This is a genomic window from Mycobacterium sp. HM-7, assembly GCF_053852335.1.
The window spans coordinates 3,065,863-3,080,939 of sequence record NZ_CM132657.1 but is presented as its reverse complement, the minus strand read 5'-3'; the positions used below and the strand labels follow the sequence as shown (position 1 = coordinate 3,080,939).

Here is a 15,077-nt window from a genome sequence, read left to right as displayed (position 1 = left end):
ATGCACACCCAGGTTCTGATCGTCGCGGCGCCCGGCCGCGGCCCGCGCATCGAGTGCGTCGGCGGTGTGGCCGCGCGCCGCACCGCGCCCGACGCCGTCCACCTGGTGTCCACGGCCGCAACGCCGCTGGGCGGTGACAGCATCGATGTCCGCGTGATCGTGGAGGCCGGTGCGCGGCTGCTCGTCCGCAGCGTCGCGGCCATGGTGGTACTGCCCGGCGCGACGACGACGCAGTCCCGTTCGGCCTGGGACCTCGAGGTCGCCGGGCAACTCGATCTGGATCCGGAGCCGACGGTCATCGCGGGTGGTAGCAGCCATCAGGCGACGACGCGGCTGCAGATCGCGGACGCGGGCCGGGTGCGGCTGCGCGAGCGGGTGCAGGTCGGGCGTGCCGGCGAGCAGCACGGCTTCTGGGAGGGCACACTGCACGTCGACCGCGACGCACTTCCGGTGGTGCGGCACCGTGTCGAGCTCGGCGCTGGTGCGGTCAGCGACGACGAGATCGCCGCGCCGCGCGCGTATGTCAGCGAGTTCTGTTACCCAGAAAGCGATTTCGGCGTGATTCGGACCGCTGAGCGATCCGAATCACGCCGAGATCAGGTGGTCATGGCGCTGGCCGACGGGGGTTGCCTGTCGGCCTGGCAGGGACCGCGGCTCTAGTCAGGATGCCACCGGGCTTGGCGTGGCTTGAACAGAGGATGCGATCTCCTCGAGTTCACCGATCCGGGTGCGGGCATAGGCCTGCTGCTCGGTGATGGTCAGCTGACCGCGCTGACGGCTCATGAACGTCACCGTCCAGGACAGGAGGGTGGCGATCTTGGTCTTGAAGCCGACCAGGTAGATCAGGTGCAGCCCCAGCCAGGCCAGCCACGCGAAGAAGCCGCCGAATTCGAGCTTGGACTTCCCCCCGAGCGGGATCTGGGCGACGGCGTTCCACTTGGAGACCGTGGCCATCGAGCCCTTGTCGAAGTACGAGAACGGTTCGCGCGGCTTGGGTTTGGTGCCGTGCGCGCGGGCCTTGGCCTCGTTCTTCAGGATGGCGGCGACATGCTTGCCGCCCTGGATGGCACCCTGCGCCATACCCGGCACGCCGTCGACGAAGGCCATGTCGCCGACGACGAACACGTTGGGGTGGCCCGGGATCGACAGATCAGGGTTCACCTTGACGCGGCCGGCCCGGTCGATCTCGGTCTCCGACTGGTTTGCCAGGTCGCGGCCGAGCGGGCTGGCCTGCACACCGGCGGACCACACCTTGCAGGCCGACTCGATGCGCCGGATCGTGCCGTCTTTGTCCTTGACGGTGATGCCGTTGCGGTCGACGTCGGTGACCATGGCGTTGAGCTGGATCTCCACGCCCATCTTCTCGAGCCGGTTCTTGGCCTTCAGACCCAGCTTCTCGCCCATCGGGGGCAGTACCGCGGGCGCGGCGTCCAGCAGGATGACCTTGGCCTCGGTCGGGTCGATGTGCCGGAAACTGCCCTTGAGCGTCTGGTCCGACAGTTCCTGGATCTGGCCGGCCATCTCGACGCCGGTCGGACCGGCGCCGACGACCACGAAGGTCAGCAGCTTCTTGCGGCGCTCCGGGTCGCTTGAGCGCTCGGCCTGTTCGAACGCACCCAGGATGCGGCCGCGTAGCTCGAGCGCGTCGTCGATGGTCTTCATGCCCGGCGCCCACTCGGCGAAGTGGTCGTTGCCGAAGTAGGACTGACCGGCCCCGGCGGCGATGATCAGGCTGTCGTACGGCGTGCTGTAGGTGTGCCCCAGCAAGACCGAGTCGACCGTCTGGTTCACCAGGTCGATGTGCGTCACGTCGCCCAGCAACACCTGGGCGTTCTGCTGCTTACGCAGGATCAGCCGGGTCGGTGGGGCGATCTCACCTTCGGAGATGATGCCCGTGGCCACCTGGTACAGCAGCGGCTGGAACAGGTGGTGGGTGGTGCGGGCGATCAGTTTTATGTCGACATCAGCGTGCTTGAGGGCTTTGGCACTGGTCAGGCCACCGAAGCCCGAACCGATGATGACGACCTTGTGGCGATCCGATGCCGTAGCTCCGGGGTGGACCATGTTGAGGGGCTCCTCGACCTACTACAAGACTGTTTACCCCCACCAGGTTAGTCGTAGCTGAATCGATCAATGCAGTGAGATGCCCCACCGAACCGGGTCAGGCGCCGATCACCGAGTGCAGGGCGGCTCCGAGGGCCGAGATGACGCCCGGTACGTAGCCCGTGACCTGCGTCGGGATGTTGACGATGACGCCGTCGAGGCCGACGTCGAACGCCTTGGCCTTCAACTGTTCGGCGATGCTCTCGGCGCTGCCGGCCAGCATCCGCTGGGCCATTTCGGCAGGGACCACGTCGGGCGTCGCCTTCTGGTCGACGAACGCGGTGAGCAGCATGCTGGTCTCGAGAGTGGCCGGGTCGCGGTCGATCTTCTCGCAGGCATCGCGGACGACGCCCAGTTTGTGCGGCAGCTCGTCGAAGCCGCCGATGATGTTCAGGTGGTCGAAGTGCCGCGCCGCCAGCGGAATGGTCTTCTTCTCGCCGCGGCCGCCGATCAGGAGCGGGATATGGTCGCGGAAGCGGGGGTTGGCCATGGCCTCGACGGTGCGGTAGTACTCGCCGGTGAAGGTCGGGCGCTCGCCCTTGAGCATCGGCAGCACGATCTGCAGCGACTCATTGAGCCGGTTGAACCGGTCGGTGAAGGTGCCGAAGTCGTAGCCGAGTTGATCGTGCTCGAGCTCGAACCACCCGGTGCCGATACCGAGGATCGCCCGGCCCTGGCTCATGACGTCGAGCGTGGTGATGGCCTTGGCCAGCAGCGTCGGGTTGCGGTAGGTGTTCCCGGTGACCATGGTGCCGAGTTGCACCTTCTGGGTCGCGGCCGCCAGACCGCCGAGGGCCGTATAGGCCTCGAGCATCGGCTGGTCGGGGGTGCCGAGCATCGGCAGTTGATAGAAGTGGTCCATCACGAAGACGGAGTCGAAGCCCGCGGCCTCGGCCTCACGTGCCTGGGCGATGACGGTCGGGTACAGCTCGCCGACGCCGGTGCCGTAGGAGAAGTTGGGGATCTGCAAAGCGAATCGAATCGTCACGATTCGACACTAGTCACCAACCACGTTGGCGTGTCGCGCATTTCGCCGGGCGCGAAGCCAGCACGAATTGGGAATAAAACTGCCCAGAAGTGAAAGGTCAGGCGAAGGTCGCGAGCGCCCCGGCGCTCACGTGCAGCGTCTCGCCGGTGATGTGGCGGGCGGCCGGCGTGGTGAGGAAGAGCGCGAGCTTGGTCAGCTCCGAGCCGACGGTCGCGCCGCTCGCGTCGATGCCGTCGTAGCCCGCTTCGGACCCACGGCCGGCGGCGACGACGTTGATCGTGATGCCGCGGATCCCGAAGTGCTCGGCCTGTCCGGCGGTCCAGTTGGACACGGCGGCCTTGATGGCGGCGTCCGGGGTGCCGTCCTTGGGGCACTCCGGTACGACGGTGACGATGGCGCCACCCGAACGCATCTGGTCGCCGAGGATCTGGACCGTCAGCACGGCCGACAGCAGCGACGAGTCGAGGGTGTTGCGCCACACGGTGGCGCGCTCGGCCAGCGTGTAGGTGCGCGGGTCGCCCGCGGACCAGATCGGCGCCGGGACGTTCACGATCGTGTCGAGGTGCTGCGGCAGCTTGTCGCGCATCTGCTCCAGCGCGGCGCCGTCGGTGTTGTCCAGGACGACCGACTCGAGTTCGAGCTCCTTGGCGGCGACGTCGAGCTCATCGCGGCGGGCACCGGCGATGACGACGTTGTGTCCGGCGTCGCGGAATCCCTCGGCGATGACGCGGCCGAGATCGGTATCGCCTCCGGTGACCAGAACGTCCATGAGCAGGGCCTCCTCGTGTGCAACGCTGAACGCGGTTGCGGCCATGTTACTGGACAGTAGCTAGCTGACGAAACTCGCCACGCGGAGGAAACGGCCATAGGGTTTTGCGAATGTGGCTCATGCGCAAGGTGATGCGTGCGGTGGCGGTGTTGGCCCTGCTCGGCGGAGTCGGGGTGTTGTCCGGCTGTGGTTCGGCCCACGAGAAGTCGGGCCCCGTGGTCAACGTGTACGCCGCGGCGTCTCTCAAGCAGGCGTTCACCGAACTCGCCGACCGCTACCGGAAGGACAACCCCGGCGCGGACGTGCAATTCAACTTCGCGGGCTCGTCGGCCTTGGTCGAACAGTTGACGCAAGGTGCGAAGGCCGACGTATTCGCCTCGGCCGACGCCAACAACATGACCAAGGCGGCGAAGTCCGGCTTGCTCGCCGGCACCCCGGTGAACTTCGCCTCCAACACGCTCGTCATCGTGACCCGGCCGGGCAATCCGAAGCACCTCAACAACTTCGGTGACCTGGCCCAAGCGGGACTGAACGTCGTGGTGTGTGCGCGTCAGGTGCCGTGCGGTACGGCGACGCGGAAGGTGGAGAAGATCGTCGGCGTCGAATTGGAGCCGGTCAGCGAGGAGACCTCGGTGACCGACGTCTTGAACAAGGTCACCAGCGGCCAGGCCGACGCCGGCGTGGTCTATCAGACCGACGCCAAGTCGGCCGGCGACAAGGTGACCAAGGTCGACTTCCCGCAGGCGGCGTCAGCGGTGAACATCTACCCGATCGGGGTGCTGAAGTCGTCGGCGGACGCGGCGGCCGCACAGCGGTTCGTCGACCTGGTGACGAGCGACGCGGGCCGTCAGACCCTGGCCCAATTCGGGTTCGCAAAGCCTTGAACCCCGGACTGCCGCGCTGGATCTATGTCCCCGCGGCGCTGGGTGCGCTCTTCGTCGTCCTGCCGCTGATCGCGGTCGCGGCGAAGGTCGACTGGTCGCGGTTCCTGGACCTGATCAGCAGCGAGTCGTCGGTGACCGCGCTGGTCCTGAGCCTCAAGACCGCCGCCGCCAGCACCCTGCTCTGCGTGGCGCTGGGTGTACCTATGGCGCTGGTCTTGGCGCGCAGTGGCTCTCAGGTGGTGCGCTGGACCCGCCCGCTGATCCTGCTGCCGCTGGTGTTGCCGCCCGTCGTCGGCGGTATCGCGCTGCTGTACGCCTTCGGCCGGTTGGGACTGATCGGCAAGTACCTGGACGCGGCGGGGGTGCACATCGCGTTCTCGACGACGGCGGTCGTGCTGGCGCAGACGTTCGTCTCGCTGCCATTTCTCGTGATCGCGCTCGAGGGCGCGGCCCGCACGGCTGGGACGCAGTACGAAGCGGTCGCCGCCACGCTGGGCGCCCGGCCGACCACGGTGTGGCGGCGGGTCACGCTGCCGATGCTGGCGCCGGGACTGGCATCGGGTTCGGTGCTGGCCTTCGCGCGGTCGCTGGGTGAGTTCGGCGCGACGCTGACGTTCGCGGGTTCTCGGCAAGGGGTGACGAGGACCCTGCCGCTGGAGATCTATCTGCAGCGTGAGGCCGATGCCGACGCGGCGGTGGCATTGTCGCTGGTGCTGGTCGTGGTCGCCGCCGTGGTGGTTCTCGCCATGGGCGGCGCCCGGTTCGGGCGCGGGCCGTTCGAGGCGGAGAGCCGGCAGTGACGGGCGGCCTCTCGGTTCGTGCGGTCATCGATGCCCGTGGCATCGACGTGGATTTCGAGGTCGCCGCCGGTGAGGTGGTGGCCGTCATCGGACCCAACGGCGCCGGAAAATCCAGCGTGCTGCACCTGATCGCGGGCCTGTTGCGGCCTGACGTGGGCACGGTGACCGTGGGACAACACCGTCTCACCGACAGCGCGTCCGGACTGCACGTCGCGGTGCACAACCGGCGGGTCGGCCTGCTGCTGCAGGACCCGGCGCTGTTTCCGCACCTGACGGTCGCTGCCAACGTCGCTTTCGGGCCACGTGCGCGGCAGCACCGTCGCCGGGGCACGCACACCGAGGCGCGGCAGATGGCCGAGCGCTGGCTCAACGAGGTCGGCGCCGCTGACCTGGCTGGTCGTCGACCGGGACAGCTGTCGGGTGGCCAGGCCCAGCGGGTCGCATTGGCCCGGGCGCTGGCGGCCGAACCCGACGTGCTGCTGCTGGACGAACCGCTGTCCGGCCTCGACGTCGCGGCCGCCTCGGCGATGCGCCGCCTGCTGCGTGGCGTGCTGGCGATGGGTGGACGCAGTTCGGTCCTGGTCAGCCACGATCTGCTCGACGTCGTGACGCTCGCGGATCGGGTTGTTGTCATCGAGGGCGGACGCATCGTCGAATCGGGCGCCGTCGCCGATGTCCTGACGGCGCCGCGGACGGCATTCGGTGCGCGGTTCGCGGGCGTGAATCTGGTGAGCGGGCGTGCCGGGGACGACGGGGGTTCGGTGCTGGCCGCGGGGCAGAGGTGGCGCGGCATCTCCGGGCCGGACCTGACTCCTGGTGGTGCCGCGATCGCGGTGTTCGCTCCGGCGGCGGTCTCGGTGTCCCGGGAACTGCCCGCGGACGACGTGAACGTGGCCGCGGTGGGTGTGGCGGAACTTGATCACCGCGGCCCGGTCATCCGCGTGCGCGCCGAGGCGCCCGACGACGGCAGCGGGGGCCTGGCGGCCGACATCAGCGCGGAAATCGCGGCCGGTCTGCGGCTTATTCCGGGGGAGCAGGTGTACTTCCGCGTGGACCCGCGGGACGTGGCGATTCGGCCCGCGTGACGGCACGCCCGGCCCGTCCGGGGCCTGGGCGCGGCGCTGCGGCGCCTCAGCAACCGCGCAATATCGCTGTGGTCTGTCGGGATGCCGGAACCGAGCTAACCGACACTGGAGGGAATTAGCCGCAACTCGCACTTGCGTCACGCCGGTAACACTGTATTTTCGTCCCCATGCGACACCCGGATGCGCGGACAAGTGCCCGCAAACGTCTTCCGAAATCACTGACTGCTGCTGTGGCCGGTGCGGCGGCCGCGGCCATCGCGCTGCCGAGTGCGATCTCCTACGCCGATCCTGTGCCACCGCCTCCCGCGCCCGCCCCGGCTCCTGCTCCGGCACCCGTCCCGGCCGGTGAACCGGCGCCTGCCCCGGCGCCGGCGGTCGACGCTCCGCCGCCGCCGCCCGCAGCGGACCCGGCCGCGCCGCCGGCCGACCCCAACGCACCGCCACCACCGGCCGCTCCCGGCGCACCGGCGGCGCCCGCGGCGCCAGGTGCCGCCCCCGCGCCGCCGGCTGAGCCCGGCCGCGTCAACAACGACGCCGGCGGCTTCAGTTACGTTGTGCCGCAAGGCTGGAAGATCGCCGACGCGACGCAGCTGTCGTACGGTCAGGCGCTGCTGACCAAGGTCCCGGCCGCGGGTTCGGAGCAGGCCCCGAGTGACACCAGCGTGCTGCTGGGCCGGCTGGACCTGAAGCTGTTCGCCGGTGCCGAATCCGACAACGGCAAGGCCGCCAACCGCTTGGCCTCGGACATGGGTGAATTCTTCATGCCTTTCCCGGGCACGCGTGTCGGCCAGGAGACCACCGCACTGACCGCCGGCTCCCTGCCGGGTGCGGCTTCGTTCTACGAGGTGAAGTTCACCGACACCGGTAAGCCGAACGGCCAGATCTGGGCCGGGGTCGTCGGCAACCCGCCGCCGGACGCCACCATCCGCAGCCAGCGCAACCCGCAGCGGTGGTTCGTGGTGTGGCTGGGGTCGGGCAACCACCCGGTCGACAAGGCCGCCGCGGTGACGCTGGCGCAGTCGATCCGTCCGTGGAACCCGCCGCCTCCGCCGCCGGTCGACCCGAACGCCCCGCCCAAGCCCGCCGATCCGGCCCACCCGATGGTCGGCGTGCCGGTGCCGGTGACGAACGCGCCGCCGGAGATGGCCCCGGCCGGATAGTCGCCCAAAGAATGAGGACCGTGCCCGATCGGGCACGGTCCTCATTCTTTTCGGTGCGGGTTCTAGGCCGAACTCTTTGACTTCACAAAGCGGTAGATCAGCACCAGGATGATCGCGCCGAGGAGTGCACCCCAGAAGGAGTGCTCGATCGGCGGGCGGAAGTCGAGCTTGTGCGGCGCGTAGACGACGCTGCTCAACGTGCCGCCGACGTAACCCCCGGCGACGCCCAGCACGCACGTGAGAATCCACCCCATCTCGTCCTTACCAGGAACGACGAACCGGGCGATGGCCCCGACGATGAGGCCGAGTAGAAGCAACCAAACGATATGCATCATTGCCATGACCTTTCGATTGACTGATACAACTCGAGGCTAGCCCCGTTCGGCGAGCCGCAACGACGTCTGAAACGCAGCGATCTGGTGACGGTTAGGGGGCCAATCCCCGGCTGCCTAGCTGAAGTGCCAGACCGCGGCCGCAGCGAGTGCGCCCATGCCGTTCAGTGACCAGTGCAGAGCGATCGGGGCGAGCAGGCTGCCCGAGCGGCGCCGCAGCCAGGTGAAGACGAATCCCGCGGCGGCCGTGGCGACGACCGCCATGGCGACTCCGGCGACCATGCCGGCCACCCCGCCGCCGAGCACGCGGGTGAATCCGACGTTACTGCTGGTCAGCCCCAGCGAGGTGGCGATGTGCCAGAGCCCGAACAGCAGCGAGCCGGCGGCGGCGACACCACGGAAGCCCCAGGCGCGGTCGAGTGTGCCGTGCAGGACGCCGCGGAACGCCAGTTCCTCCGGGATGACGGTCTGCAGCGGGATGACGATCATCGAGGCCAGTAGGGCGCCGGAGACGGTCGCGTAATGGTTGTTGAGGAACATGGGCCGGGTCCAGGGCAACAGGACGCCCACCGCGACGATCGATCCGACGAGCAGAATCGCGCCGAGCGCGTAGCGCATGCCGGTCCGCCAGTGCGCGCGGCCGAGGCCGAGCTCGGTCCAGCCGAGGCCTCGTTTGCGCACCAGGGCCACCAGCGCGAGCGCCGCCAGCGGCACCACGACGATGTTCGCCCAGGGGGTGGTGAAGTGGGCGAGCAGGTTGGTCGCGACCAGGACGGCCACGACTACGGCCACGTCGATGTACACGCGCGGATGCCGCACGGCTGGGGAGCCGGTCGGTAGGCATGGTGTGGCGGCGGCTGCCGCGGCGTCGATCATCTGTGGCGAGTGTACCGATCCTCGACAAAGGCCAGGTCACAACCGTTGGCGACGACCCACTAACGTGGGGTGTGGGGCCACTCACAGGGCCCGCAGCCGGAGAGGAATCCCTCAGTGCCCCTTGATCCCAGAACGCCGGTGCTCGTCGGCTACGGCCAGGTCAACCAGTACGACGAGAATCCGGGCGGCGAGCCGGTCGACCTGATGGTGGCCGCGGCCCGCGCCGCTGCGGACGCCCGCGTTCTCGAGGCGGTCGATGCGGTGCGGATCGTCAACGTGTTCTCGCTGCGCTACCGCGACCCCGGCCTGCTGCTGGCCCAGCGCATCGGGGCGCCCGATGCCGTCACGCGGTACAGCCCGGTCGGCGGCAATGTGCCGCAGTCGCTGGTGAACCAGGCGTGCCTGGACATTCAGCAGGGCCACAGCGGCGTGGTGCTGATCGCGGGCGGGGAGACCTGGCGGACCCGGACGCGGTTGAAGGCCCGTGGTGAGCGGCTGGCGGGAACCGAGCAGGACCAGTCGGTGCCGATGGCGCCGAGCGACCCCGACGTGGACATGGTGGGCCCGGCCGAACTTCGGATCGGTCTGGTGGCGCCGTCGCACGTGTATCCGATGTTCGAGCAGGCGCTGCGGATCGCTGCAGGGGAGGCCCCCGATGAGCACCGCCGCCGGATCGGCGAGCTGTGGGCGCGATTCAGTCAAGTGGCCGCAAGCAATCCGCACGCCTGGAGCCACGAGGCAGTGCCCGCCGAACAGATCTGGCAACCCGGACCGGACAACCGGATGATCAGCTGGCCGTACACCAAGCTGATGAACTCCAACAACATGGTCGACCAGGGGGCCGCCCTGATCCTGACCTCGGTAGCCAAGGCCGAAGCGCTGCAGATTCCCAAGGACCGTTGGGTTTTCCCGCACGCGGGTACCGATGCGCATGATCCGTACGTGCTGGGTGAACGCGGCAGTTTCTCCGGGTCGCCGGCCATCCGGATCGCCGGCCGTCGGGCGCTGCAACTCGCCGGCCTCGGCATCGACGACATCGACGCGGTCGACGTGTACTCGTGCTTCCCGTCGGCGGTGCAGGTGGCCGCGCGAGAGCTCGGTCTGGGTCTCGATGATCCGGCGCGGCCGCTGACGGTGACCGGTGGTCTGACGTTCGCGGGCGGGCCGTGGAACAACTACGTCTCGCATTCGATCGCCACCATGGCCGAGCGGCTGACGGCCCAACCCGGCCAGGTCGGCCTCATCACCGCCAACGGCGGGTACCTGACCAAACACAGCTTCGGCGTCTACAGCACGCAGCCGCCCGCACACGAATTCCGTTGGGAAGACGTGCAATCGGAGGTCGACGCCGAACCGACGGTGGTGGCAGAGGCCGATTGGTCGGGCACCGGGACCGTCGAGACGTGGACGACGCCGGTGACCCGAGAGGGTGCTCCCGAGAAGGTGTTCGTCGCCGTCCGCACGCCCAGCGGCAGCCGGGCGTTGGCGGTGATCACCGATGCATCGCAGGCCGCGGCCAGCACCCGCGAGGATCTCGCCGGCGCGACCGTGACCGTCAAACCGGACGGCACCGCTGGGCTGGATTGACGTGCTCGCGCGGAATCAGTGACGGCGCTTCCACCGCCGATACTCCTCGGGTAGGCACACCGCGCACGGGCGGTATCCCGCAGCGACGGCATCGGTTTCGTCGGCGAAGAACACCCGGTTGGCGCGGTAGCCGCCGGCGGCGATGGCCCGCAGTGCCGACGGGCAATCGAGTCGCCCGTAGAGCTTGTTGCGCCGGTGGCCGCCCAGGCGCCCCGGTGTCGCACTGGCGTAGGGCCGGCCGTGGGCGTCCATGAGCGTGTACCGGCTCACGCGGCGTCGTGGAAGATCAGGCCGAGGGTCATGCGGGATCCCGAGCGCAGGGTCGAAACACCGTGGCGTACAGGGCCGACGGCCCACCCTCTTTTCGATGCCACCGGACGTTCGCGCGTGGTGATGACGAGCCCGTGCCCGAACGGGATGGAGATGGCGGAGCCGCGCGACTGAGCGCGGGGCCGCTGCTCGTACAACAGGAATTCGCCCCCGGTGTAGTCGACCTCCGGGCGGGTCAGGTTGATGACGACCTGAAGCGGAAAGACCAAGTCCCCGTACAGGTCCTGGTGCAGTGCGCACCAGCCGCCGGCACCGTACTTCAGCAGCAACGCGGTGGTTCTCGTTTGGCCCGCTCGGTGGCAGGTCTGGAGCCAGTCGTCGAAACTGTCGGGCCATGGTGGATCGCGGCGCAGCCTTGTCCACCAGTCGCGGGCAATCGGCAGCAGCCGAGGGTAGAGCGCGTACTTGAGCTCGGTAACGAGCTCGGGGTAGGGCCGGTGGAAGTAGCGGTACTGGCCTTCGCCGAACCGGTAACGGGCCATGTCGATGGTCGACCGGAATCGGGCCGCATCGGGGTAGATCGCCGCCAGCCCGGCGGCCTCGGCCGGGGTGACGAGAGGTCCGGTGAGTGCGCCGCCGACGGTCTCGAGTTCGGTGCGGACGGCGCCCCAGTCGGTGCCGGCGACGCGCTGCTGCCAGACGCTCACGCCGCGGCCTCCAGATCCAGCAGGAGACGCTTGGCCGCCGGGCCGCCGAGGTAACCGCCCATCGCACCGTCGCTGCGGACCACCCGATGGCACGGAACCACTACGGGCAGTGGGTTTTTCGCACATGCCGTGCCGACGGCGCGGACGGCCTTGGGGCTGCCGGCCAGCGCGGCGACGGCCGCGTAGCTGGCCGTCTGCCCGTAACCGATCTCCGGCAGATGGTGCAGCACGGCGGCGCGGAATCCGGCGGCGAGCCGCCAATCCAGCGGGACGTCGAAGACTCGGCGGGCCCGGGCGAAGTACTCGTCGAGTTCACGGGCCACCGCGTCGAGTCGGGCCGGCGCCCGCAGGATGCGCGGGCTCACCTTGTCGGCAAGCTGCTGCAGCACGGCGTCATGGTCTTCGGCGGCGTAGGCGACACGGACCAGGCCCTGGTCGGTGGCTGCCAGGAGCAGCGGTCCGACGGGGCTGTCCACGGTGCGGTAGGCGAGGTCGAGGACCCCGTCGCGCTGGGCGGCCGCGGTCAGCTGGGTGTGCAGTTCGGCCATCCGGTCCGGGTCGATGCCGGTGCTGCGCTCCAGGTCGCTGGTGATGATTTCGCCGTTGATCATTGCGGGCTCCTTCCGGTGTTCCGCGGCGGCGCGGCAACTTCGACGAGTTCGGCGAGGTAGGTGCGTCGGAGCGTGGCGATGCCGTCGCTGGCGGCGCGGCGTGCGGCCGCGGTGGTGCCGCCGAGAATCTCGGCGATCTCGTTGTAGGGCAGTCCCGCGAGGTAGTGGTACGCCACGGCGTGCTTCTGTTTGGACGGCAGCCCGTCGACCGCGGCGGCCAGGTCATCGAAGTCGCGGGTCTCGCCGGGCCGCGATGGCTCGGGTACGACGTCAGTGGGAATCGGCCGGCGGGTCCGGGCTCTGGTGATGTCGATGGCCTTGTGGTGTGCGATGGTCACCAGCCAGGCCTCGAGATTCGCCGCCACCGGTAGATCGGGATAGGCCTTCAGGGCTGCCAAGAACGTCTCTGACCAGGCGTCGTCGGCGTCGTGCGCACCGACAACGGCGCAACAGACCCGAAAGACCGTGGGGCCATGGTCGCGCACCACGGTCTCGAAGGGCGGTTTGGCTTTCACACCCAGTAGACGCTCCCTCGTCGGCATTTGTGAGGTGGCGATCCTCACAGCTGTACCGATGCTAGGTGCGCGGGAAGCTATGCGGCGGAGGTGGTCCTACCCACTCAACGTGGACAACGAAACAGACTGATCGGCGAGCACCCCGACGTCGACCGGTCGCTGCGACCGGATGATCTTCTTGATGTCGTCGAGGCCTTCCCACACGTTGACGTTCATGCCGGCCAGCACGCGGTGTCCGCCGTCCAGCCAGAACATCGTGAATTCGCGGGTGCCGAGATCGCCGCGGGTGACGACCATCTGGTACTGCGGTGCGTAGCCGACGTACTCCATCCCGAGATCGAACTGGTCGGTGAAGAAGTACGGCAACTCATCGTAAGTGCCTGGCGTGCCCAGCATTCCGGCCACGGCGACCGCCGGCTGCTTGAGGGCATTGGCCCAGTGCTCGGTGCGGATCGGGACGCCGAACAACGGATGCTCGGCGGCGGCGATGTCGCCGACGGCGAAGACGTCGTCGTCGCTGGTCTTGAGTGATTCGTCCACGGCGAGGCCGCCGTCGGCGATCACCAGCCCGGAGCGTTCGGCGAAGTCGACGTTCGGCTGGGCGCCGACCGCGACGAGGACCGCGTCCGCTTCGACGGTGGACCCATCGCCGAGTCGCAGCCCCGTGGCCCGGTGATCGGCGGTGGTGATCTCATCGACCGTCGTGTCCAACCGCAGATCGACACCGTGGTCCCGGTGCAGGCCGACGAACACCTCACCGGCTTCCCGGCCCAGGGAGGCCTGCAGCGGCAGCGCAGCGGATTCGACTACCGTGACGTCGGCGCCCAGCCCGCGGGCACTGGCCGCGACCTCGAGCCCGATCCAGCCGGCCCCGACGATCGCCAGCCGCCGGCCTTCGGAGAGTTGAGCCAACAGTTCGGTGGCGTCGTCGATGGTCCGCAGGTAGTACACGCCGTCGGCGTCGGAGCCGGGGATCGGTGGCTTGCGGGCGCGGGATCCGGTGGCCAGCAACAACTTGTCGTAGTGCTCGTGATCGCCGGAATCGAAGGCAACCATGTGCGCGGTGCGGTCGATCGTGGTGATCTCGGTGCCCAGACGGAGGTCGACGTCGTGTTCGGCGTACCAGCTCTTCGGCTGCACGGTGAACTCTTCGACGGTCTTCTTGCCTGCCATGAATTCTTTGGACAGCGGCGGGCGTTCGTAGGGCAGTCGGTCTTCGGCGCCGAACAACACCACCTGTCCGCCAAAATCCTTGCTGCGCAGCGATTCCGCGGCCTTTGCGCCCGCCAGCCCGCCGCCGATGATCACAAATGTGGGTGAGCCGGCCATGTCGAGATTCCCTTCGTCGATGTGAATGTGTGCTTGCGGAGCTAGGTTTCGATACGCCGGCGCAGGTCGTCGTCGAGTGACGCGCGGACGAGTGCGGCGGCCAGCCGGGCATTCCGGTTCGGGGCCAGACCACCAAGCGTCTGCGCGTCGGTCGGCAGGCCCAGCGACTTCGCGGTCGAGAGCGCTCGATCATCGAAATACGGTTGCGCCCAGGTCCAGACGTCCTGGATTTCGCGCAGAAAGATGTCGGCGCCCGTCCGCCCGATCCCGTCGAACTCTTGCAGGGCCTTGCCGGCCGCCTTCACGTCGTGGTGGGCCCTGACCCGCAGGTTGCGCAGGTCGCCGCCATACTCGTCGGTGACCCGGGTCGCGATGCGCGTCATGCGGGTGGCCGAACTCTCGTCGTACCTGGCATATCCCGCGCGTCCGAAGGCGCGGATCATCTGCTTTCGGTCGGCATCGAGAACGGCGGCAGGGGTACGCAGCCCGGCGCGGAACAATTCGCGCGCCGCGGCGACCGCGACGTCCGCGGCGATGGGCTTGCTGGCGAGCATGCACAACGACAGCAGCTTGAACAGCGGCATCGGCTTGTCGCGGAGCGTGATCCCGGCGTCTTCGGCATACGTCGTACCGGCTGCGTCGAGCAACCGCGCGACGATCTGTCGATCCCGTGCCATATCCCATGGCATACCCGGCCGCGCGGTGCGCAAACGCCTACTTGGGCGGCAGCGTCCCCGCGTAACCGATGCCCCGGTCGACCCAGCCCTGAAGCTGCCGTTTGGTTTTCAGGCCGTCCGGCGCCACGCGCAACCAACCGCGCAGCTCGCGGCCACCCATCACCATCAGCTCGACGTGGTCGCGTCCCAGCAACTTGTCCGTGTCGTCGGGCGCAACCCGGACCAACAGGCCACTGTCACGACTCGCCGCCACTGACATGTGGCCGTTGAGAAGAAAAGCCAGCCCGCCGAACATCCGTTTTTCTTCGATGCCGCCAACCGGACCGAGCAGCTCACGGATCCGGTTGGCCAGATCCTCGTCGTAGGGCATGTGGTCAGTCTGGC

At 68.6% G+C, this 15,077-nt stretch carries 18 protein-coding genes; 6 read left to right on the top strand and 12 right to left on the bottom strand.

Going from position 1 to position 15,077, the window contains the following annotated elements; translation table 11 throughout:
- A complete protein-coding gene (locus ACWW1C_RS14915) occupies positions 1-660 on the top strand; it encodes an urease accessory protein UreD (protein ID WP_455979107.1) in 660 nt (219 codons plus the stop codon).
- Here the strand turns inward: ACWW1C_RS14915 and ACWW1C_RS14910 are convergent, their stop codons facing one another.
- The 3 genes from ACWW1C_RS14910 to ACWW1C_RS14900 form a co-directional block, all read right to left on the bottom strand.
- A complete protein-coding gene (locus ACWW1C_RS14910) occupies positions 661-2,064 on the bottom strand; it encodes an NAD(P)/FAD-dependent oxidoreductase (RefSeq protein ID WP_455979106.1) in 1,404 nt (467 codons plus the stop codon).
- A 97-nt stretch (positions 2,065-2,161) separates the two neighbouring features.
- Positions 2,162-3,091 carry an LLM class F420-dependent oxidoreductase gene (locus ACWW1C_RS14905; protein ID WP_455979105.1) on the bottom strand — a complete coding sequence of 310 codons (930 nt, stop codon included), beginning with the start codon at positions 3,089-3,091 and terminating at the stop codon, positions 2,162-2,164.
- 97 nt (positions 3,092-3,188) lie between these two features.
- Complete coding sequence (locus tag ACWW1C_RS14900; protein WP_455984290.1) at positions 3,189-3,860, bottom strand: SDR family oxidoreductase; 672 nt, start codon at positions 3,858-3,860, stop codon at positions 3,189-3,191.
- 110 nt (positions 3,861-3,970) lie between these two features.
- Here ACWW1C_RS14900 and modA point away from each other — a divergent pair, with 110 nt between their 5' ends.
- The 4 genes from modA to ACWW1C_RS14880 all read left to right on the top strand — a co-directional run bounded on the left by modA (position 3,971) and on the right by ACWW1C_RS14880 (position 7,789).
- Positions 3,971-4,744, top strand: a complete 774-nt coding sequence (modA, locus tag ACWW1C_RS14895) for a molybdate ABC transporter substrate-binding protein (RefSeq protein WP_455979104.1) — start codon at positions 3,971-3,973, stop codon at positions 4,742-4,744.
- On the top strand, positions 4,741-5,544 hold the full coding sequence (locus ACWW1C_RS14890) for an ABC transporter permease (RefSeq protein WP_455979103.1): 804 nt from the start codon (positions 4,741-4,743) through the stop codon (positions 5,542-5,544). Before modA ends, ACWW1C_RS14890 begins: the two co-directional genes overlap by 4 nt.
- Entirely contained in the window at positions 5,541-6,629 is a 1,089-nt protein-coding gene (locus ACWW1C_RS14885) for a sulfate/molybdate ABC transporter ATP-binding protein (protein WP_455979102.1), read from the top strand. The genes ACWW1C_RS14890 and ACWW1C_RS14885 overlap by 4 nt, the downstream gene beginning before the upstream one ends.
- A gap of 167 nt (positions 6,630-6,796) precedes the next feature.
- The gene (locus ACWW1C_RS14880; protein ID WP_455979101.1) at positions 6,797-7,789 is read left to right on the top strand and encodes an APA family fibronectin-binding glycoprotein; all 993 of its coding nucleotides are present in this window, start codon (positions 6,797-6,799) and stop codon (positions 7,787-7,789) included.
- Between the two features lie 62 nt (positions 7,790-7,851).
- Here ACWW1C_RS14880 and ACWW1C_RS14875 read toward each other — a convergent pair whose 3' ends face one another.
- Together ACWW1C_RS14875 and ACWW1C_RS14870 are read right to left on the bottom strand one after the other, a co-directional pair.
- Complete coding sequence (locus ACWW1C_RS14875) at positions 7,852-8,124, bottom strand: GlsB/YeaQ/YmgE family stress response membrane protein (RefSeq protein ID WP_455979100.1); 273 nt, start codon at positions 8,122-8,124, stop codon at positions 7,852-7,854.
- A 114-nt stretch (positions 8,125-8,238) separates the two neighbouring features.
- Positions 8,239-8,997, bottom strand: coding sequence for a CPBP family intramembrane glutamic endopeptidase (locus tag ACWW1C_RS14870; RefSeq protein WP_455979099.1), 759 nt, complete (start codon positions 8,995-8,997; stop codon positions 8,239-8,241).
- Positions 8,998-9,111: 114 nt separating this feature from the next.
- Between ACWW1C_RS14870 and ACWW1C_RS14865 the strand changes: the two genes are divergently transcribed.
- The gene (locus ACWW1C_RS14865) at positions 9,112-10,584 is read left to right on the top strand and encodes an acetyl-CoA acetyltransferase (RefSeq protein WP_455979098.1); all 1,473 of its coding nucleotides are present in this window, start codon (positions 9,112-9,114) and stop codon (positions 10,582-10,584) included.
- A 15-nt stretch (positions 10,585-10,599) separates the two neighbouring features.
- Here ACWW1C_RS14865 and ACWW1C_RS14860 read toward each other — a convergent pair whose 3' ends face one another.
- The 7 genes from ACWW1C_RS14860 to ACWW1C_RS14830 form a co-directional block, all read right to left on the bottom strand.
- Positions 10,600-10,854 carry an Ada metal-binding domain-containing protein gene (locus ACWW1C_RS14860; protein WP_455979097.1) on the bottom strand — a complete coding sequence of 85 codons (255 nt, stop codon included), beginning with the start codon at positions 10,852-10,854 and terminating at the stop codon, positions 10,600-10,602.
- A complete protein-coding gene (locus ACWW1C_RS14855) occupies positions 10,851-11,561 on the bottom strand; it encodes a 2OG-Fe(II) oxygenase (RefSeq protein ID WP_455979096.1) in 711 nt (236 codons plus the stop codon). The genes ACWW1C_RS14860 and ACWW1C_RS14855 overlap by 4 nt, the downstream gene beginning before the upstream one ends.
- Complete coding sequence (locus ACWW1C_RS14850; protein ID WP_455984289.1) at positions 11,558-12,109, bottom strand: methylated-DNA--[protein]-cysteine S-methyltransferase; 552 nt, start codon at positions 12,107-12,109, stop codon at positions 11,558-11,560. The genes ACWW1C_RS14855 and ACWW1C_RS14850 overlap by 4 nt, the downstream gene beginning before the upstream one ends.
- Positions 12,110-12,168: 59 nt before the next feature.
- Positions 12,169-12,714, bottom strand: a complete 546-nt coding sequence (locus ACWW1C_RS14845) for an RNA polymerase sigma factor (RefSeq protein WP_455979095.1) — start codon at positions 12,712-12,714, stop codon at positions 12,169-12,171.
- 69 nt (positions 12,715-12,783) lie between these two features.
- On the bottom strand, positions 12,784-14,016 hold the full coding sequence (locus tag ACWW1C_RS14840) for an NAD(P)/FAD-dependent oxidoreductase (RefSeq protein ID WP_455979094.1): 1,233 nt from the start codon (positions 14,014-14,016) through the stop codon (positions 12,784-12,786).
- A gap of 41 nt (positions 14,017-14,057) precedes the next feature.
- Positions 14,058-14,693: an endonuclease gene (locus tag ACWW1C_RS14835; RefSeq protein ID WP_455979093.1), complete on the bottom strand. Its 636-nt coding sequence runs from the start codon at positions 14,691-14,693 to the stop codon at positions 14,058-14,060.
- Positions 14,694-14,730: 37 nt separating this feature from the next.
- Positions 14,731-15,063, bottom strand: coding sequence for a TfoX/Sxy family protein (locus tag ACWW1C_RS14830; RefSeq protein WP_455979092.1), 333 nt, complete (start codon positions 15,061-15,063; stop codon positions 14,731-14,733).
- Positions 15,064-15,077 lie beyond the last annotated feature (14 nt).

Coding starts and splice junctions, on each gene's coding strand:
- ACWW1C_RS14875 (WP_455979100.1), bottom strand. CDS start 8,124: ATGATGCATATCGTTTGGTTGCTTCTACTCGGCCTCATCGTCGGGGCC.
- ACWW1C_RS14910 (WP_455979106.1), bottom strand. CDS start 2,064: ATGGTCCACCCCGGAGCTACGGCATCGGATCGCCACAAGGTCGTCATC.
- ACWW1C_RS14850 (WP_455984289.1), bottom strand. CDS start 12,109: ATGGCCGAACTGCACACCCAGCTGACCGCGGCCGCCCAGCGCGACGGG.
- ACWW1C_RS14915 (WP_455979107.1), top strand. CDS start 1: ATGCACACCCAGGTTCTGATCGTCGCGGCGCCCGGCCGCGGCCCGCGC.
- modA (WP_455979104.1), top strand. CDS start 3,971: ATGTGGCTCATGCGCAAGGTGATGCGTGCGGTGGCGGTGTTGGCCCTG.
- ACWW1C_RS14835 (WP_455979093.1), bottom strand. CDS start 14,693: ATGGCACGGGATCGACAGATCGTCGCGCGGTTGCTCGACGCAGCCGGT.
- ACWW1C_RS14870 (WP_455979099.1), bottom strand. CDS start 8,997: ATGATCGACGCCGCGGCAGCCGCCGCCACACCATGCCTACCGACCGGC.
- ACWW1C_RS14900 (WP_455984290.1), bottom strand. CDS start 3,860: ATGGACGTTCTGGTCACCGGAGGCGATACCGATCTCGGCCGCGTCATC.
- ACWW1C_RS14830 (WP_455979092.1), bottom strand. CDS start 15,063: ATGCCCTACGACGAGGATCTGGCCAACCGGATCCGTGAGCTGCTCGGT.
- ACWW1C_RS14880 (WP_455979101.1), top strand. CDS start 6,797: ATGCGACACCCGGATGCGCGGACAAGTGCCCGCAAACGTCTTCCGAAA.
- ACWW1C_RS14840 (WP_455979094.1), bottom strand. CDS start 14,016: ATGGCCGGCTCACCCACATTTGTGATCATCGGCGGCGGGCTGGCGGGC.
- ACWW1C_RS14845 (WP_455979095.1), bottom strand. CDS start 12,714: ATGCCGACGAGGGAGCGTCTACTGGGTGTGAAAGCCAAACCGCCCTTC.